This is a genomic window from Paenibacillus pectinilyticus (assembly GCF_001700435.1).
Classification (GTDB): Bacteria; Bacillota; Bacilli; order Paenibacillales; family NBRC-103111; genus Paenibacillus_E; species Paenibacillus_E pectinilyticus.
Map to the genome: position 1 here is coordinate 158,858 of NZ_LYPC01000014.1, position 17,245 is coordinate 176,102.

A 17,245-nucleotide genomic window follows, 5' to 3' on the forward strand; every position below is an offset into this window, starting at 1 on the left:
CAGCGATGAATCTGAACAAAAAAGTATTTATCGGCTTTTTAATATTCATCATCATCCCCTTATTTGTCCTAGGGTCAGCGGTGTACACGGTCTCGCAGCAGCTGATTGAGAAAAAGTATGGGGACCTGACGGAAGTTACCCTGCAGGCTATTTCACGGAACATCTACTACATGTTCAAGGAAGCCAACTATTTCTCCGATTTCTGGATGGTGAAGGATAGCATTCAAGGTATATATCGCACGATTGATACGGTGAAACCAAGCGACGAATCCCTGTCCTCTTACGATCTGAATACGTTCGATACGCTGCTGCGCGGCTCGATTCTGACGTATTCACCTGTGCAAACGGTCGTTATTTACAACAATGCGGGTAAGTCGTTTAGCGCTGGAAGAACAAGCGGGAACGCCATTCCATGGACGACGCTTCAGCAAAGCTTGGCCTTCAAACACATTCAGGAATTGAATGGGAGCCCGCTCTGGATTGGACCGTCTGAGTTTAAGGAATTTGGCTCAGGCCGGGGGGAGTTTTATCAAGCGAGAATGGTCAAAGATTTCTGGACGATGGACAACCTAGGCTACATGCTGTTGAAATTTAAATTTAATGAGCTGGATCAGATTTTCAAATCGTTCAATACGAACGAGCAAAGTTCCAAACGCTATTTACTAGTGAACAAAAGCGGACTCATTTTCTACGATAATAAGCAAAATTTAGAAGGCGCCAACGTCCTACAGCTCCTGCCGAATAAGTTGGATTTGGGTCTTACTAATTACAGCTTCCAAGCCAATTTTCAAAATGAAAAAAGTTTAGTTTCCTTATATCATTTGAATATTAATCAGATGGGTGTACAGGATTGGAGTGTTGTTTCAATCACTTCTTGGAAGTATGTTGCGGGTGAAATCGAGACGATCATGAAGCTCGTGGCGGGTATTACGTTTATCTGTTTGTTTTTTGCCTTGGTGTATAATCTCGTCTTCGTCCGAAGAATTATTCAACTGATTCTGCGCATGCTGTCCTCGATGAAGAAAGTGGAGCGGGGCGATCTTACCACACGTATGGAAGAAAGCGGGAAGGATGAAACCTCGGCATTGGCAAGAGGATTTAATTCCTTGGTCGTTCGTGTGGAGGATCTGCTTGAGGAAGTGAAGCGACAGCAGGACCGTAAAAACAAGGCGGAGCTCATGCTGCTGCAAGCGCAGATTAAGCCTCACTTTCTTTTTAATACACTCGAATCCATTAATGTACTGGCGATCCAGAACCAAGGAAAGAAAGTCAGTCAAATGGTCGTGCGGCTAGGTAACTTACTGCGGATCGGTATGGAAAACAGGGAAGAGATTTCGCTGAAGCAGGAGCTTGAGCATTTGCGCAGCTATTTGGAAATTCAGGAATTCCGCTTTGAGGATCAGTTTCAGTATGTGATTGAGGCGCCGCCAGATGTACTCCAAGAGACTATATTAAAATTAACACTTCAACCTTTGGTTGAGAACAGCTTACAGCATGGTTTTGAACCCATCGATTATATGGGGCACATTACGATTAAAGTCGTCGATGAAGGAGAGCGTATCGGGCTATATGTCACGGATAACGGTGTTGGGATTAGCAATGAGAAATTAGCGAAATTCCATTACAAAACAGAGCTGGAGACGCCTTTTCATGAAATTTTAGAGTCCAATGAAGAACGCAGAGGGCTTGGCGTAAGTAACGTGGCCGATCGGATTCGGATTCAATATGGTGAGCACTTCGGGATGTTTATTTGCTCACAAGAAGGTCATGGAACAACGATGAAGGTTGTAATACCGAAAAGGAAGAGGGATATCTAGTGAGGTTAAAAGCCATTTTAGCGGATGATGAGCCTAACATTTTGCGCAATTTGCAAGCGGTCATTCCTTGGGAAGAACTCGATATCGATATTGTGGGCAAAGCCAGGAATGGGCTTGAGGCGTTAGAGCTTTGCGAACAGCATGTCCCAGACTTGGTGATGAGTGATATCCGGATGCCGCAGATGGATGGTATTACGTTTATACATAAATTAAGAGAGATCAATGAAGAGTGCACGGTGCTGATGGTGACGGGATACCAGGATTTTGAGTATGTACGCTCGCTATTAAGGGTTGGCGTGAGTGATTACATTCTTAAACCGATCAATTATGAGGAGCTTGAGAACTCGATCCGAAAGTTAGCTGGTGAAATTCGAGCCCGAAAGATGATTCAACAGGAAGAACTCCAAAAATGGGGTAAAATCAGAGTCTTGGCTTATGAAAAAATTCTGCAAGATATTATGATGAATTACACGGATATCACGCCAACTACGCTGTTGCCGATTGATCATGGCGATTTGGAAACATTGAGATTTGTATGTGTAAGCATTGATGTGGATGATTATTCACAGAAATCGTTACATTGGTCAGAACAGGAGCGTAAGTTATGGAACTTCGCAGTTCGGAATGTGATGCAGGATACGTTAGCGCAAGAGAATTCACAGTTCACTGTCCTCCAAATGCGGGAAGGCGAATGGTCTCTTCTTATGGCGTGGGAGGATGAGGCCGGTGGCTCTGTAGATGGAAAGTTGAATGACCTAGCGCAAAAACTGCAGCACAATGTTAGTCAATCGGTCAAATTGAACATAAGTATCGGCTATTTTCCAGTGCCCGTTGGCTTGCAGCAACTCTCGGATACATACAGAAAGCTGCAACGATTCATGCAATTGAATTTGGGTAAACGTCAATCTGTGCTGTCCTACAAAGAAACCAAAGAGTCATCTGACGCGAATAGCTCCTTATGGTATCTCGTAGAGGAAATTGTAACAGGCATGAAGCAGCTGAACCGGCTCAAAACCGAGGATGCCCTGGACCGCTTGAAAGATTTGCTGGAAAGTCTGTCGGAAGGTTCATTCGCTCGAGCGTATCAGATGCTGCATTTTCTCATTCTGCATGTCCTGAGAGAGCTGCGGGAGATGAATGCGCTGGACCCACAAGAGGAGGAACAGATTTGGCGCGAGCTGGATAAAAGTGAAAGTATCCCGCATTTGCTGCAGGTGATGGTACAACTCGTATCCATCGGACTAGAGGGCACGAACAAGAAGAAAAACAGCGAGCTGCTCATGGCTTCGGCCAAAGAATATATTCGTGCGAATTATTCAACCGATTTTGGCATTGAAGACATTGCCGGCAGCATCGGAATCTCCTCCAGCTATTTCAGCTTGTTATTCAAACAGCATTTCGGCGAAACGTTCGTGGAGTATGTGACGAAGCATCGGATGGAGCTTGCGAAGTCGATGTTATTGCATAGTGATAAAAACATTACAGATATCGGGAAATCCTGTGGCTACATGGAACGGCGCTATTTTACCAAAGTATTTCAGAAGTTTACAGGCGAAATTCCTTCCGAGTATCGGGATAAGCGAAAAGAAGGGAACTAGAGGATTTTGCCCCTAGATAAGGAATTTATCTGTCTTTAGTCCACGGAACGGTTCAATTATACTTAAATGGTAAGCTTAAAGGAGAACCAGCTGAATGAGAAAACGAACGTTTATTTTAAGCACTGGTGCCATAGCGATAACTTGCATGATGTCTGGATGTTCGATTCTTTCTGGCAAAACCGATCCACAAGGTGGGACGGCGAATAACGGACAAGGGTCGCCGAACAACCCTATTATGCTGACCATTCGGCATACTCAGGTGAAGGATACGCAGAAGAAACGACTTGCGATGCTGCAGGAGGTTGTCAAAGCAACCGAAGCGAAAGTACCAGGCTTAACAATTACGCTGGATGGTGTGGAGGATAAGGTCAATCGATTCGAGAAGTTGAGAGCCGAAATGGCTGCGGGGAACCCGCCTGAGATTTTTGATCTGTTCGGCGGTACGGATACGAAGGACTATGTGAAGGCGAATCGATTACTCGATCTGACCCCCATTCTACAAGAGCTAGGGTTAACGGATAAGTTTTACAGCTTTGATGAATTTACGGTGAATGGCAAAATCTATGGTATCCCTATGGCTGGCTATGTCGAAGGGCTGTACTATAATAAGAAAATTTTGGCCGCTCAGGGGATCAAACCTCCTCAAACCTGGGACGAGCTGCTAGCGGCTTCAGCCAAGTTGAAGGCTGCCAAGATTACTCCTTTTGCCATGGCCGCGAAGGATTCCTGGGTGATTAATATGATGATTAATACGATGTGGGTAAGGACGGCGGGAACGGATTCGATTGAAGGATTTCTGAATGGGAGCAAGCATTGGACGGATCCTGAGGTGTTGAAAGCTTTTGAACAATATCAAACACTCATTCAAAAAGATTACTTCCAAGATGGCAGCCTTGCCCTGGCTTATGCCGAGCAGCAAAATACGTTCAGCAGCGGCGGCGCTGCGTTCATGTTCGATGGGAGCTGGGCCAATACACCGCTGTTAGATCCGGATAAGTCTTCCATTGTGAACGATGTTGGCTTCATGAACTTTCCATCGATGGGTGGTCCCGGGGATGGTTATATCAATGGGGGTTGGTCCAATGCCTACGGATTCTCACAGAAGGTTACGCCTGATCAGTTGATGGCGATCAAAGAATTTATTAAACAAATGTACAATGAATCGATGCAAAAAAGGCAACTCGTTGAGGAAGGCATGCCTCCTGCCATGAAGCTACAAGACACGAGCCATGTCAATCCGCTGGTTACCGAAATCATGAACGTATTTACGTCTAGTAAGGGATCGTTTCCTGCTTTCGATTCACGCATTCAAACCAAAGTCCGGGAAAGATTAGAGCGCGGAATGCAAGAGCTGCTTGGCGGGCGAACCGATCCAGCGTCACTTATGACGGACTTAGAGAAGCAGCAGGAGGCTTCGAATAAAGAAGAGACCCATACGACGAAATAGTAGGTTGACATATGAACAAAATGGGAAGAAATGCTTGGGCGTACATGTTCTTTACTTTGCCGACGCTGCTGATATTCGCGATATTTTTCTTATATCCGATGTTGATGTCGCTGCGCTATGGTTTTACGGAGTGGAATGGCATTTCCTCAGCCCAATTCAACGGACTAGACAATTTCGTTACGGCATTCCACGACCCTTATTTCTGGGTGGCTGTGCGAAATAATCTGTTCTTCATCGGTTTCTCTGTGGGGATTCAAATACCCATCATTCTCGTTCTCGCCCTTTTGGTGAGCAAAATAAAGCGTTGGATTGGGTTTTACAAATCCCTCATTTTCCTTCCGACCATTCTATCCACTGCGGTGGTTGGCGTGCTCTGGGAATTCATTTATCACCCGCAGGCTGGTTTGTTGAATCAAGTATTGAATGCAATCGGGCTATCGAAATGGCAGCATGCTTGGTTAGCTGAGGGAGCGACAGCGATGCTCGCTGTTCTGGTCACAAATGCGTGGCAGTGGATGGGATTCTATGTGGTACTTGTCGTTTCCGCTATCTATGCCATCCCGAAGCATCTAGTAGAAGCGGCTCAAATGGATGGTGCCGGCAGCATCAGACAAGCATGGTCTGTCATTTTACCACTGTTAAGGCCAGTGATCCTCGTGATGATCCTCTTGTCCATAACAGGTGGGATGAAAGCGATGGACATTGTCGTCGTGATGACAGGCGGCAATCCCTATGGCATTACTGAGGTTATGGCCTCCTATATGATAAAGAAAGCTTATCGTATCGGTGAATACGGTTATGCCAATAGCATCGCGGTGTTGATCCTCGTGTTTACAGCTCTGTTAACGTCGATTTTCGGCTGGTTAACGCGAAAACCGGAGGAGGTGCGATTATGAAAGGGAGCTCCCTGCGCCGCCTCTTCCCACATGCCGTTCTTCTCATCTACATCGGGATCATTCTATTCCCGCTTGTTTGGACACTGAACTCGTCTTTTAAAACGAATAAAGAGATTATAGCAGCACCGTGGTCCTTTCCCGCGAAGCTTTCGTTTACGAATTATTGGAATGCGTGGAGCGGGGCGCATGTGGGGCACTATTTTATGAATAGTGTGATCAATTCGACGGTTTCCTCGCTTGCTGCACTCGTCTTGGGTACGGCAACGGCCTATGCGCTAACACGGATGTCATTCCCTCGATTAAGCTTGGTGCTCAAACGAATATTGATCCTTGCCTTGCTCGTTCCTGCGGCTTCCTTGTTAGTTCCTCTCTATGTGCTGCTGAGGAATTTGCATCTGTATAACACATCGCTGGCGCTCATATTGCCCTATGTAACGTTGGGATTGCCGTGGACCGTTTTCATGGTAAGTGCTTTCCTGACGTCGATTCCAAGTGAGCTGGAAGAGGCGGGAATCATGGATGGTCTGTCCATCTACGGCCTTTTGTGGCGTATTATTGTGCCCATTTCGGTGCCTTCTCTGTTCACCGTATTTATGCTCAACTTCCTAACCAGTTGGAACGAATTTATTATGGCTAATTTGTTCCTGACCAAAGAGAAGCTCCGTACGCTCCCAGTGAGCATGGTGGCCTTCTATGACCAATTGAATATGAACTATGGCTCGCTGTGCGCGGCGATCATGATCAGCCTAATTCCTGTCGTTGTCATGTATCTCATGTTGCAAAAGCGCATCATAGAAAACATAAAAGCATAACCACCACTCAAGGAGCGTGTACAGATGTCATCATCCGTAGGAACAACCACTTATAAGCCTCTCAGTCTTCGTCAAAAGGTGGGTCAACTTTTCATTTGCGGTTTCCAAACGCTGGAGCCGAATGCGGCTATCACACAATTGATTGAGGACTATGGACTTGGTGGTGTCATTTATTTCCGTCGCAATGTGGAAGAGGCCCATCAGCTTGCGAGACTGTCTTCTGATTTACAGGAAATAAGTCTGAAGAGCGGTGGTCAGCCACTATTCATCGCGGTGGACCAAGAAGGCGGGATGGTTTCACGTATTGAAAAAGGGGCAACCTTACTGCCGGGGAATATGGCACTTGGGGCAGCCTTTGCACCCGCTGGCGTGTATGCCAGCTCGAAGGTAATGGGGAAAGAGCTTCGCCAAATGGGCGTGAACATGAACTTTGCTCCTTGTTTAGATATTAACAATAATCGACTGAACCCGGTGATTGGTGTTCGTTCTTATGGTGAAACAGCTGCACTAGTTGGCGATTTGGGTACGCATGCGGTGAAAGGCTTGCAAGACATGGGCGTTATTGCTACCGTGAAGCATTTCCCTGGACATGGCGATACATCTGCGGATTCTCATCATGACTTACCTGTTGTGCCGCATAGCATGGAACGCTTGATGGAATTAGAGCTAGCGCCGTTCGTTAAAGCGATTGAAGGCGGCGTTGACGCCATTATGACGGCGCACGTTGTGTTTGAAGCTTTAGAAGCAAGCGATGTGCCATCGACGCTGTCTTACCGGATTTTGACCGAACTGTTGCGTAAGCAGCTTGGCTTTAAAGGTCTTATCGTGACTGATTGCTTGGAGATGAAAGCTATTTCGGAAGGGCTTGGCGTCGCGGAAGGTGCGGTTCGAGCGATTGAAGCGGGATCGGACATTATTCTGGTTAGCCATGAATTGGAGCGCCAAGTTGCTGCTATCGAGGCTGTTATTGCCGCCGTTGAAAGTGGACGTATTCCGGAATCACGGATTGACGAGTCGGTTATGAGAATCATTGGCTACAAATGTAAAAGAGGAATTAGCTACGATACGCTTGCTCCGATCCCGGACGGGCCGATTTCGACGCCTGAGCATCAGCTTCTTGCCAAGGAACTCAGCCGCAAAAGCATCACGAAAGTGAAGGATGAAGTCGGTGAGTTGCTTCAAGTCAATGACAAGCTACTCGTGATTTGGACGGAAGTTCAATCGGGTACCGAGATCGACGAGGTTGTCGACCGTGAGGGAACGCTGGGCAGTGCGCTGTCAGAGTTATCCGGGCACACCGTTCGCGAGTTATATGTAGGCCTCTACCCGACAGATGCGGAGATTGCAGATTTGGTGGAAAAGTGTGAGGGCTTAGAGCAAGTGGTGGTAGTCACCTACAATGCGACGTTCTCAACCGGTCAAACCAAGTTGGTTAAAGCCTTAGCCGGCCAAGAAGATTTGCATTTGATCGTTGCCGCAGGGCGTAATCCATATGATTTGCTTGAATTCCCTGAAGTGAAAACATATTATGCCTGTTACGAAAATCGCCCGTTAGCGATGGTGTCCCTTGCCAATGTGCTGCTTGGGCATGAAGCAGCCGTAGGACGACTGCCTGTCACTTTGTCGGAACAGTATCCGATTGGATGGAGACAAGATTAGGAAAAATTGACTATATGGATTGTTTATCTAGTATCTGGTAACATCTCTTTGTAAAATCAGTTTGACTTGTGAAACTTTTTGCTTCCAATTACGTAGGAAGTATGCGCACATTTCTCGCATTTCACGAGTGATCTATTTTATAAAGGGGTGTTTTTTTTCTAATGAGTCAAGCAAACGCTCAACCTGATCTGACGATGAAATCTTTTTTTGCCAGTCGATTCGTTCAAACCATCATGCTTTCGGGCCTTTTACTCCAAGTCGGAATATGGATACGTAACTTTGCGATTCTACTCTATGTGACAGATATGACGAATAATGATCCGTATTCGGTATCTTTAATTTCCGTAGCGGAGTTTGCGCCAATCTTTATTTTTTCCTTTATTGGCGGTGCATTCGCTGATCGGTGGCGGCCTAAGCTGACCATGGTGTGGTGCGACATTTTAAGTGCAGTCTCTGTTTTTGTCATTTTGATAACGCTGTATATGGGATCTTGGAAAGCGATCTTCTTTGCCACCTTGGTGTCATCGATCCTATCTCAATTCTCGCAGCCTTCAGGGATGAAGCTATTTAAAGTACACGTACACGAATCGCAAATGCAAATGGGGATGTCCATGTTCCAATCGATGATGGCGATTTTTATGATTTTGGGGCCTATCCTAGGATCATTCGTTTATTATCATTTTGGAATCGAAATCGCTGTCGCCATTATGGGTGTATGCTTCCTATTATCGGCTCTCGTACTTACGTTTCTTCCTGCGGATCGCAAAGAAGAGAAGTTAGAGACACGAACTACACATATTTTTGCAGAAATGGGTCAAGGCTTTCGCTATGTAAGAAGGAACAAAATGCTGGTCATCCTGGGTGCCTGTTTCGCTGTGGCAGGTCTGGCGATGGGCTTAATCAGTCCTCTTGGGATATTTCTAGTAACGGAGCATTTGGGTATGGCTAAGGAGAACCTGCAGTGGTTTATGGTGGCCAATGGGACTGCAATGATTGTAGGAGGGGGAGTTACCATGGCTTTCTCCAAAAAAATATCGCCACAAGCGATGCTTACGATCGGAATGGCTGTTAGTGCAATCACCTTTGCCGTGATAGGAATGACGCATTTATTTTGGCTAGCGCTTGCCATGCAGTTCGTTTCAGGTCTTGTTATGCCAGCTATCCAGATCGGGATAAGTACGTTAATTCTGGGGAATACGGAGGAATCCTTCGTCGGCCGTGTGAATGGTATTCTGACTCCGCTCTTTATGGGGGCGATGGTCATCATGATGAGTTTGGCAGGGACGATTAAAGCTTCCTTCTCACTCGAATCCATTTATCTGACATCTGCGTTCTTATTCGTGATTGGTGTAGGGATTATGGTGCCTTCTTTGAAAATGAAATCAGGACATGTCGCTCAGCCGAGCAACGAACTATCATAGAAAAACGGGATATCTTGGCCATGAATGGCTTGAGATATCCCGTTTTGTTTGTTGAGCAGGGGTTATAGAAAAGGCGCCCCAGCTTCTTTAAAAGCTTGCTTCATTTCCGGTGTGATGGCGGAGTCGCTTAGAATACCCACGGCTTCTTGCACCTCGCCGATTACGAAAAGCGAGCTTCTGCTGAATTTGGAATGATCAGCAACCAAATACGTTTCCATCGATTGCTTCATCATGCGACGATTCGTCTCGGCTTCCAGCTCATTGTAGATCATCATGCCGCGTGAGAGGGAAATCCCGTCACAGCCCATGAATGTCTTGCGAATGCTCAAATTGTCGAGCGTTGCATTAGCAAGCGGGCCTGATAATTCAAAGGTTTGTGTGCGAATCACACCGCCTGTTAGAATCAACTGCAACCCTGGCGTGCCAATGAGCTCGTAGGCAATATTCACGGCATTTGTAATGACGGTTAGATTCTTGAATTGGTTAAGCTTTTTGGCGATAAAAGTGGTTGTCGTACCGCCAGTTAACCCAATAATATCGCCGTCTTCGATATAACGAAGTGCTTTGTCGGCGATTTCTTTCTTTTCTTCGGTATAGAGGTCCATTTTATTAAAAAAGGGGACTTCAACTTTCAAGCTTTCCAGCACAGCTCCGCCAAAAGTGCGGATACAACGCTTTTCTTGCTCGAGAATTTCAAGGTCTCGTCTTGCCGTTGCTTCAGATACATTGAATTGCTTCACAATATCCGTCAAGGCAATGGAGCCCTTATCTTTGATCGCATGCATGATGGCGTCTCGGCGAACATCGGTCTTTCCCATGGTTCCTCCTAACAGCTCCCTGTCCGGCAAGCTAAGTAACGATCGTATGTAAATAGGCTTATTATGCTAAAAGAAACGTTACTTTCTATCTTATCATGCGGAACAAGGGTCGTCCATTGGATCATGTCTGTATCCGCCAAATATGACCTTATTTTTGCTTGTTTTATGCATTTTATCGGAGAGGCGGGACGAGAATCAAAGAAGCTTATAAAATCAAAGACTAGGCGGCTGATCGGCTATAGGAGCAAGTTGGGCAAGCCGAGCTTTCAGGAGGAAGTTGAGCGTTCAGAGTCAATTTGAGATACTCATTTCATCGTTGCGAGCCAATTGGCTAATACTTCAATTTCCTCCGGTTTCAATGTGTCCTTGAAAGGTGGCATTTCCACCTTGCCGTTCATGATTTGCGTGACGATTTGATCTTTGGTCTTCCGCGAACCAACTTTCGTTAGGTTCGGACCGTAATCTCCAGCCAGGCCTACGCCATGACAGACGAGGCAGTTGTTCTTGTACAGCAGCTCGGCTTTCTCGTTCGCGCTGGTGGTGGGACTTACCGTCGCCACGGGGGTGACGGATGGTGATGGCGTTGGTGTAGAGGAGACAGCGGCCAGCGTAGGTGTTGGCGTCGCCGCTGTCGAAGCAGCGGCAGTTGAAGTAGAAGCCGAAGCCGTCGCTTGTGGCTTCGGCGTAGAGTTGGCTACGGCTGCTGGGCTTGCCGAGGCAGCGAGTGCCGGTGTCGCCTGAGGCGACGGCGAAGGAGTAACGGCAGCAGCTGGTGTTGGCGCCGTCGTTACGGTTGCGGTGGCTGTCGCAGTCGCTGACGTGCTTGCCACTGGCGCTGCTTCTTTCGCGCCGCAGCCTGTAGCCGAGAGCAGGATCATCCCACAAAGGCTTGCATATATCCATTTGTTCAAAGCTATCCAACTCCTTACTTTGTAGTCTAAGTAACTAATTAAGGTAACGGAGAATAAAGGATTTAGGTTTGTTAGCTGCTGAAAGTAGTGCCTTTCTTTCTGTAAAACCAAGGATGAATGTCAGTTATGCAACTAGACCTAATAGTGGACATGATGTAATGGGGAGTGGGGAGTTAGGCCGGCGGATAGATGGATTTTATGTAGGTAATTTTTGAGTTTTACTTTGAAAGAGTGAATAGATGGATTTCATGTAGTTAAATATCAGGTATTAGGTGATTTAGCCGAAATGGGAAGAGATTAGCTGTAGTTTTTCCAGTTAGATTTCCTTTTTACGGAAACTGAGGGGAAATAGCTGTAGGTAATCCAGTTAGATTGTCTTGTTGCGGAGACGGAGGAGGGTAGCTGTGGGATATCGAGTTAGGTTGACTCTTTGTGGAAACTGAGGGGATTAGCTATAGGTTTTCAAGTAGTTAGTCTTGTTGCGGAGACGGAGGAGTGTAGCTGTGGGTTATCGAGTTAGGTTGACTCTTTGTGGAAACTGAGGGGATTAGCTATAGGTTTTCAAGTAGTTAGTCTTGTCATGGGGACTGAGGGGATTAGCTGTGGGTTTACCCAGTTGGTTTGGCTTGTTATGGAAACTGAGGAGAGTAGCTATAGATTTTCAAGTAATTAGTCTTGTTACGGACATGGAGGAGAATAGCTGTGGGTTATCAGTTAGATTATCTTGTTATGGTAATTGAGAAGATTAGCTCTAGGTTATCCGTTTAGGTATACGAAGGAAGCGTGGAAATAGAGAGGAGTCTGGTGTACTGCTAGGCGTGGAATGAGCGAAGCTAATGTGCACATGAGATTGCTACCGAGCGATGATCATCGAGGAAATGTCACTATTACGGCGTAAAAAAAGCCCAATAACGCCCTTATTACAGAGGGCGTTATTGAGCTTGCTTAGCACACGAGAGCTACACGGTAGCTCCAGTCAAATCAAGCCAGGCTAGCTCCTGCGCCGACAGCACAAGCTCTGCGCCATCGCGGCAGGACACCATCTCCGCCTCGGTGCGCGGACCGATCAACGCGCACGCCGGGAACGGCTGGCTTAGCACATAAGCGAGCGCAATTTGGATCGCGCTGACGCCTTTCTCCTCAGCGAGCTGCTGCGCACGCTGCAGCCGCGTCCAGTTCTCGTCGCTGTAGAACACGCGGACGATGTCGGCGTTATCGCGGATCTCCGGTGAGAACCGACCGGAGAAAAAGCCGCGAGCCTGCGATGACCACGACAGCAGTGGAAACTGCTGAGCTTCGTACCAACGCAACGCCTCTGCATCGGCGGACACACAGCCTGCCCAGAAAGGTTCGTTGGGCTTAGCGAGACTTAGGTTCGGCGAGCTAAAGCTGAAGCCAACTAGCCCATGTTGAGAGGCATAATCGTTCGCTTCTTGCAGGCGCTGATGCGTCCAGTTGGACCCGCCAAATGCGCGTATGCGGCCTGCTTCCAGATGCTCATTCAGGGCTTCGACAATGACACCGACAGGGATGGCGGGATCATCGCGATGGAGGCCATATAAATCGATATAGTCCGTACGCATCCGCTCCAAGCTAGTCAGCAGGTCATGGCGAATCGCATCGGGATTAACACGAGGGCCATTATCATCGTGATGGGCACCTTTGGTGAAGAGTACCATTTTATCACGATTGCCTGTTTCGTCGAGCCAAACACCAATGGCCTGTTCACTTTGACCTCTAGAGTAGTTATGAGCGGAATCAATCGTATTCCCCCCGATAGCCAAGTAATGGTGGAGGATTTCACTAACCTCTTGCCCATTGGATAAGTTGAAAAAATCAGACCCCATGACCAATTTAGATACAGGTTTATCTAATCCTTTAATTTGAATATGCTGCATATCGCAATCCCTGCCCTTCTTATAGGTTTTATCAAAGCACAACACGTGAGCGTTCTGTAGCTGATTGTAGACAAGCATCAATAAGTTTCAAATTAGAAACAGCGTCGGACGGAGCAAAACGCTGCGCTTTCTCACCCCATGCCGCATAGGCCAAATCGTCCACTTGCAAGGCGTATTGATTAAGGAAAGGGACCTTCTCTTCACGCTGTTCGTTGCCGACATAGACTTGGAAGTGGCCGGACTCTTCGGTTGGTGTTACAAAAGCGGAAGGAATTACGATGCGGCCTTTGGAACCCAAAATTTCCAGCGTGTTCCGGAAAGCAGCCCACATCCCGCAATCAAAGGTCAGAGCCACGTTGCCGCTGAATTCGACCAAACCGGACATCATCATATCCACATTATCATGTTCGGGAGAGAAGAATGCATGGGTAGTCACAGCTTCTGGCTCTCTTTCCAAAAGAAATCTAGCCGCACTCAGCGGATAACACCCTACATCATAGACCGAGCCGCCGCCCCATTCGCGGACGTAACGAACATTTTTGCTATCATCCGGATTGCTGAATGTAAAAGCACCATGAATACCGCGAATATCGCCGATTTCGCCAGATTGCATAATTTCTTTCACGCGCTCGTAACGAGGGTGATGGCGATACATGAACGCCTCAGCAAATAACACGCCAGCCTCTTCGCATGCAGTAATCATGTCCTGGACCTCAGTTGATGTCAGTGCAGCGGGCTTTTCACACAACACATGTTTACCAGCCTGCGCTGCTCGGATCGTCCATTCTTTGTGCAGATGGTTAGGAAGGGGAATGTAAATCGCATCGATGTTCGGATCCGCGATTAATTCCTCATAGCTGCCATAAGCGGTAGGGATATCAAGGCGAGCCGCTACCTCCTGTGATTTCTCCAAGTTACGACTTGCGATTGCGCTTACAACGCCAGTTTGAGATTGCTGAATACCAGGGATACAAGCGCGAATCGCGATATTGGCACAGCCTAGAATACCCCAACGAAGTTTAGTCATGACGGCAGTTCTCCTTTGCTTAGTGGAATATGTAACGTTATATTGCTATTATAAAAGGAGTTAATTAAAATGAATATAGTAATATATTGAATCGGATAGCGTAATATTGTCATTAGAGACGAGGGGTTATTCTATGCATCGACAAGTCATGCTGCCTACCTTGCAGCAGTCGAATTATTTCATTTTTCCCGAATCTGTCGGGTGGTACAGTAAGCAGCCTCATCACGATGTTGAACGACTAGAGGGCATGTGGACGACGTATAGTTTGCATTTTATTATCTCAGGCAAAGGATATGTGGAAATGGAGGGGCAACAGTACACGCTTCAGAAGGGCGATGCCTTCTTGTTTATTCCCTATCAATATCAGCGTTATTACAGCTCCAAAGAGGATCCTTGGGATGTGCGTTGGGTTCACTTTTATGGGGATCACATCAAGGAGTTTCTTTTGGAGAAGGGATTTTTGCGCAACCTGTGGACGTTAAAAAGAAGTGCAGAGCTCGAGAAAGCTTATCATGAGCTGTTACTCGAAGCGGAAACCCATCAAATTCTTAGGACAACATTGCTGAGCACACTGACTTATCAGATTTTGAGCGAATTTATGAGCTATGCGACACCGTTAACCGTCAATCGTGGAACGGAATCGGTCGATCGAATTCTGACCTTGCTCCCCGCTATGCAGAGTAAAGCCTGCGAGCCGTTTAATCTGGAGGAATGGGCGGAGCTTGCGGGCGTCAGTACGTATTATTTTTGCAAAATATTCCGTAAAGCCACGTCGATGACGCCGTTGTCGTTCATCACTCTGTGCCGCATTCAATTTGCGAAGCAGCGTTTAATCGAGAAAGAAAACTGGCCGATCAAAGACATTGCGTGTGAGGCTGGCTATACCTCTGCAAGTTATTTCAATCAGAAGTTCCATGAGCATGAAGGCATGACACCGAGTGAGTTCCGAAGCTTGTATGTGAAAGGTGTGTATAGTTAGTAAGCGGTTCAAAGTGTGGTACTAGTAAAAGTTAGTACTTTTGGCAAATGCCGTTGCACGGTACTCTGAGTCTGTAGAGACGACAAAGGGGGCTGTGCACATGCAAGCGAAACAGAATACGGCTAGAACCATGAATGCGAGAAGGAAACCTTTGAAAGAAAACCGGGTTTTGCAGGGGATCATCTTAATCTGGCTTGTTTTGTGGGGATGGCTGGCGATTTCACCGTATAGTCGAGGAGATTGGATACTTGAAAATTTATTAATCTGGGCAGCATTGGCGGGATTAGTGAGTACGTATCGTGTATTTGCTTTTACGAATGGTACCTATGGGTTGTTGGCTGTTTTTCTGCTGCTGCATAGCATCGGAGCGCATTACTCGTACAATGGAACAGAAATTGACCGTTGGTTAGGAGTGGTATTTAGCTCCAAACGCGATAATTATGATCGTCTTGTTCACTTCAGTTTTGGCCTATTGTGCGCCTATCCGATTCGCGAAGGCTTACAGGCATGGACACGACTTGGAAGAGGTTGGCTTTCTACGATGACGTGTGTTATCGTTTTGGCTATGGGTGCTTTTTATGAGCTCATTGAAATGTGGGTAGCGTTAATTGTAGCACCTGATATTGGCACACTGTTCGTAGGGGCACAAGGTGATCCTTGGGATGCCCAGCACGATATGGAGCTGGCGCTTTACGGGGCGATTGTGGCCATGTGCGTCACGGCGTTGTGGAAGCGAAAGCTATGGAAGATCACATTATATAGGTAAAATAGGAGGAAACGACGCAAATGGCAAATGGGGAAAACGGTATTTCATATGTTTATATAGGTTCCTATACGGATGAACAGCATCCGGTTGGCATTTCATTATATGCCTTCAATGGGCAAACAGGCGAGCTGACGCTGATTGAAACGTATAGCGATTTGCCGAATGCTTCGTTTTTGGCGGTGAATAACGATAAAACCGTTTTATATGCCGTGAGTGAAACGGAAACCTATGAAGGACGTTATGGCGGCTCGGCGGCTGCCTATGCGATTGAAGCGGGTACAGGTCGGTTGAGCAAAATCAATCAACAGCCAGCAGACGGTTCAGCGCCTTGCTATATCAGTGTAGATGCGACGAATCGCAACGTGTATGTTGCGAATTATTTGAGCGGCAATGTGACGGTTTATCCGATCGAAGCGGGTGGCGCTCTGGGGGCTCATACGCAATTGGTGCAACACGAAGGCGAGCTTGGACCGCAAGCGGATCGCCAGGAAGCGCCGCATGCGCACTCGATTGTTCCGACACCGGACAATCGGTATGCCGTTGCGGCCGATCTTGGCCTTGATCGGCTGGTCATTAGCCGCATTGACGCGGAACGCGGCGAGCTGCTGCCGCACGGCTCAGCAGCGATGAAGCCGGGCGCGGGCCCGCGGCATTTGGTGTTCAGCGCGGACAGTACGTACGTGTACGCGATCAATGAGTTGGACAGCACGATCACCGTGCTGTCTTATGAGGCGGACGCGGGCAGTATGACCGCGGTCCAGACGGTTTCGACGCTGCCGGAGGGCTTCAGCGGCGTGAATTCCTGTGCGGACATTCACCTCTCGGGTGATGGCCGCTTCTTGTATGCATCGAACCGCGGACACGATAGTGTCGCGGTTTATGGGGTCGACCGAGACAGCGGCACGCTGTCGGTCGTGGGTTGGCAGTCGACGCGGGGGCGGACGCCGCGGAACTTTGCGCTTTCGCCGCAGGACGAGTTCCTGCTCGCGGCGAACCAGGAGTCGAACAGCATCGTCGTCTTCCGCAGGAATGTGGAGACGGGGATGCTGGAAGAAACAGAGCAAACGGCAGCGGTATCGCGGCCGGTTTGCGTGAGATTTCTTTCGTAGACGCTGAGAGTAAGATGTTGGGCTTTATTTCTAGAATGAAGGGGCAGGTATCTACTTGCCCCTTCATTTTTTTGTCGTGATAGGGCT

The 17,245-nt window shown here is 47.5% G+C and carries 14 protein-coding genes; 10 read left to right on the top strand and 4 right to left on the bottom strand.

What is annotated here, in order from left to right; translation table 11 throughout:
• Nucleotides 1-5 precede the first annotated feature (5 nt).
• The 7 genes from A8709_RS08360 (at nt 6) to A8709_RS08390 (ending at nt 9,650) form a co-directional block, all read left to right on the top strand.
• Nucleotides 6-1,817: a sensor histidine kinase gene (locus tag A8709_RS08360; protein WP_065851895.1), complete on the top strand. Its 1,812-nt coding sequence runs from the start codon at nt 6-8 to the stop codon at nt 1,815-1,817.
• Nucleotides 1,817-3,415 (top strand): response regulator, encoded by a 1,599-nt coding sequence (locus A8709_RS08365; protein ID WP_065851897.1) that lies wholly within the window; start codon nt 1,817-1,819, stop codon nt 3,413-3,415. Before A8709_RS08360 ends, A8709_RS08365 begins: the two co-directional genes overlap by 1 nt.
• Nucleotides 3,416-3,509: 94 nt before the next feature.
• Entirely contained in the window at nt 3,510-4,862 is a 1,353-nt protein-coding gene (locus tag A8709_RS08370; protein ID WP_065851898.1) for an extracellular solute-binding protein, read from the top strand.
• 11 nt (nt 4,863-4,873) lie between these two features.
• Nucleotides 4,874-5,758 carry a carbohydrate ABC transporter permease gene (locus A8709_RS08375; RefSeq protein ID WP_065851900.1) on the top strand — a complete coding sequence of 295 codons (885 nt, stop codon included), beginning with the start codon at nt 4,874-4,876 and terminating at the stop codon, nt 5,756-5,758.
• Entirely contained in the window at nt 5,755-6,570 is an 816-nt protein-coding gene (locus A8709_RS08380; RefSeq protein WP_065851902.1) for a carbohydrate ABC transporter permease, read from the top strand. The genes A8709_RS08375 and A8709_RS08380 overlap by 4 nt, the downstream gene beginning before the upstream one ends.
• A gap of 24 nt (nt 6,571-6,594) precedes the next feature.
• On the top strand, nt 6,595-8,229 hold the full coding sequence (nagZ, locus tag A8709_RS08385; protein WP_065851904.1) for a beta-N-acetylhexosaminidase: 1,635 nt from the start codon (nt 6,595-6,597) through the stop codon (nt 8,227-8,229).
• A 161-nt stretch (nt 8,230-8,390) separates the two neighbouring features.
• Nucleotides 8,391-9,650, top strand: coding sequence for an MFS transporter (locus tag A8709_RS08390; protein ID WP_065851906.1), 1,260 nt, complete (start codon nt 8,391-8,393; stop codon nt 9,648-9,650).
• Nucleotides 9,651-9,712: 62 nt separating this feature from the next.
• Here A8709_RS08390 and A8709_RS08395 read toward each other — a convergent pair whose 3' ends face one another.
• From A8709_RS08395 to A8709_RS08410, 4 genes are all read right to left on the bottom strand, one after another.
• Entirely contained in the window at nt 9,713-10,468 is a 756-nt protein-coding gene (locus A8709_RS08395) for a DeoR/GlpR family DNA-binding transcription regulator (RefSeq protein WP_065851908.1), read from the bottom strand.
• Between the two features lie 305 nt (nt 10,469-10,773).
• Nucleotides 10,774-11,379 carry a c-type cytochrome gene (locus tag A8709_RS08400; protein ID WP_065851909.1) on the bottom strand — a complete coding sequence of 202 codons (606 nt, stop codon included), beginning with the start codon at nt 11,377-11,379 and terminating at the stop codon, nt 10,774-10,776.
• Between the two features lie 959 nt (nt 11,380-12,338).
• Complete coding sequence (locus tag A8709_RS08405) at nt 12,339-13,277, bottom strand: aldo/keto reductase (protein ID WP_065851911.1); 939 nt, start codon at nt 13,275-13,277, stop codon at nt 12,339-12,341.
• 31 nt (nt 13,278-13,308) lie between these two features.
• Entirely contained in the window at nt 13,309-14,304 is a 996-nt protein-coding gene (locus tag A8709_RS08410) for a Gfo/Idh/MocA family protein (RefSeq protein WP_065851912.1), read from the bottom strand.
• A gap of 133 nt (nt 14,305-14,437) precedes the next feature.
• Between A8709_RS08410 and A8709_RS08415 the strand changes: the two genes are divergently transcribed.
• From A8709_RS08415 to A8709_RS08425, 3 genes are all read left to right on the top strand, one after another.
• Nucleotides 14,438-15,283 carry a helix-turn-helix transcriptional regulator gene (locus tag A8709_RS08415; RefSeq protein WP_065851913.1) on the top strand — a complete coding sequence of 282 codons (846 nt, stop codon included), beginning with the start codon at nt 14,438-14,440 and terminating at the stop codon, nt 15,281-15,283.
• Between the two features lie 100 nt (nt 15,284-15,383).
• Nucleotides 15,384-16,049 (top strand): DUF2238 domain-containing protein, encoded by a 666-nt coding sequence (locus A8709_RS08420; protein ID WP_084224755.1) that lies wholly within the window; start codon nt 15,384-15,386, stop codon nt 16,047-16,049.
• Between the two features lie 20 nt (nt 16,050-16,069).
• The gene (locus A8709_RS08425; protein ID WP_065851914.1) at nt 16,070-17,158 is read left to right on the top strand and encodes a lactonase family protein; all 1,089 of its coding nucleotides are present in this window, start codon (nt 16,070-16,072) and stop codon (nt 17,156-17,158) included.
• Nucleotides 17,159-17,245 lie beyond the last annotated feature (87 nt).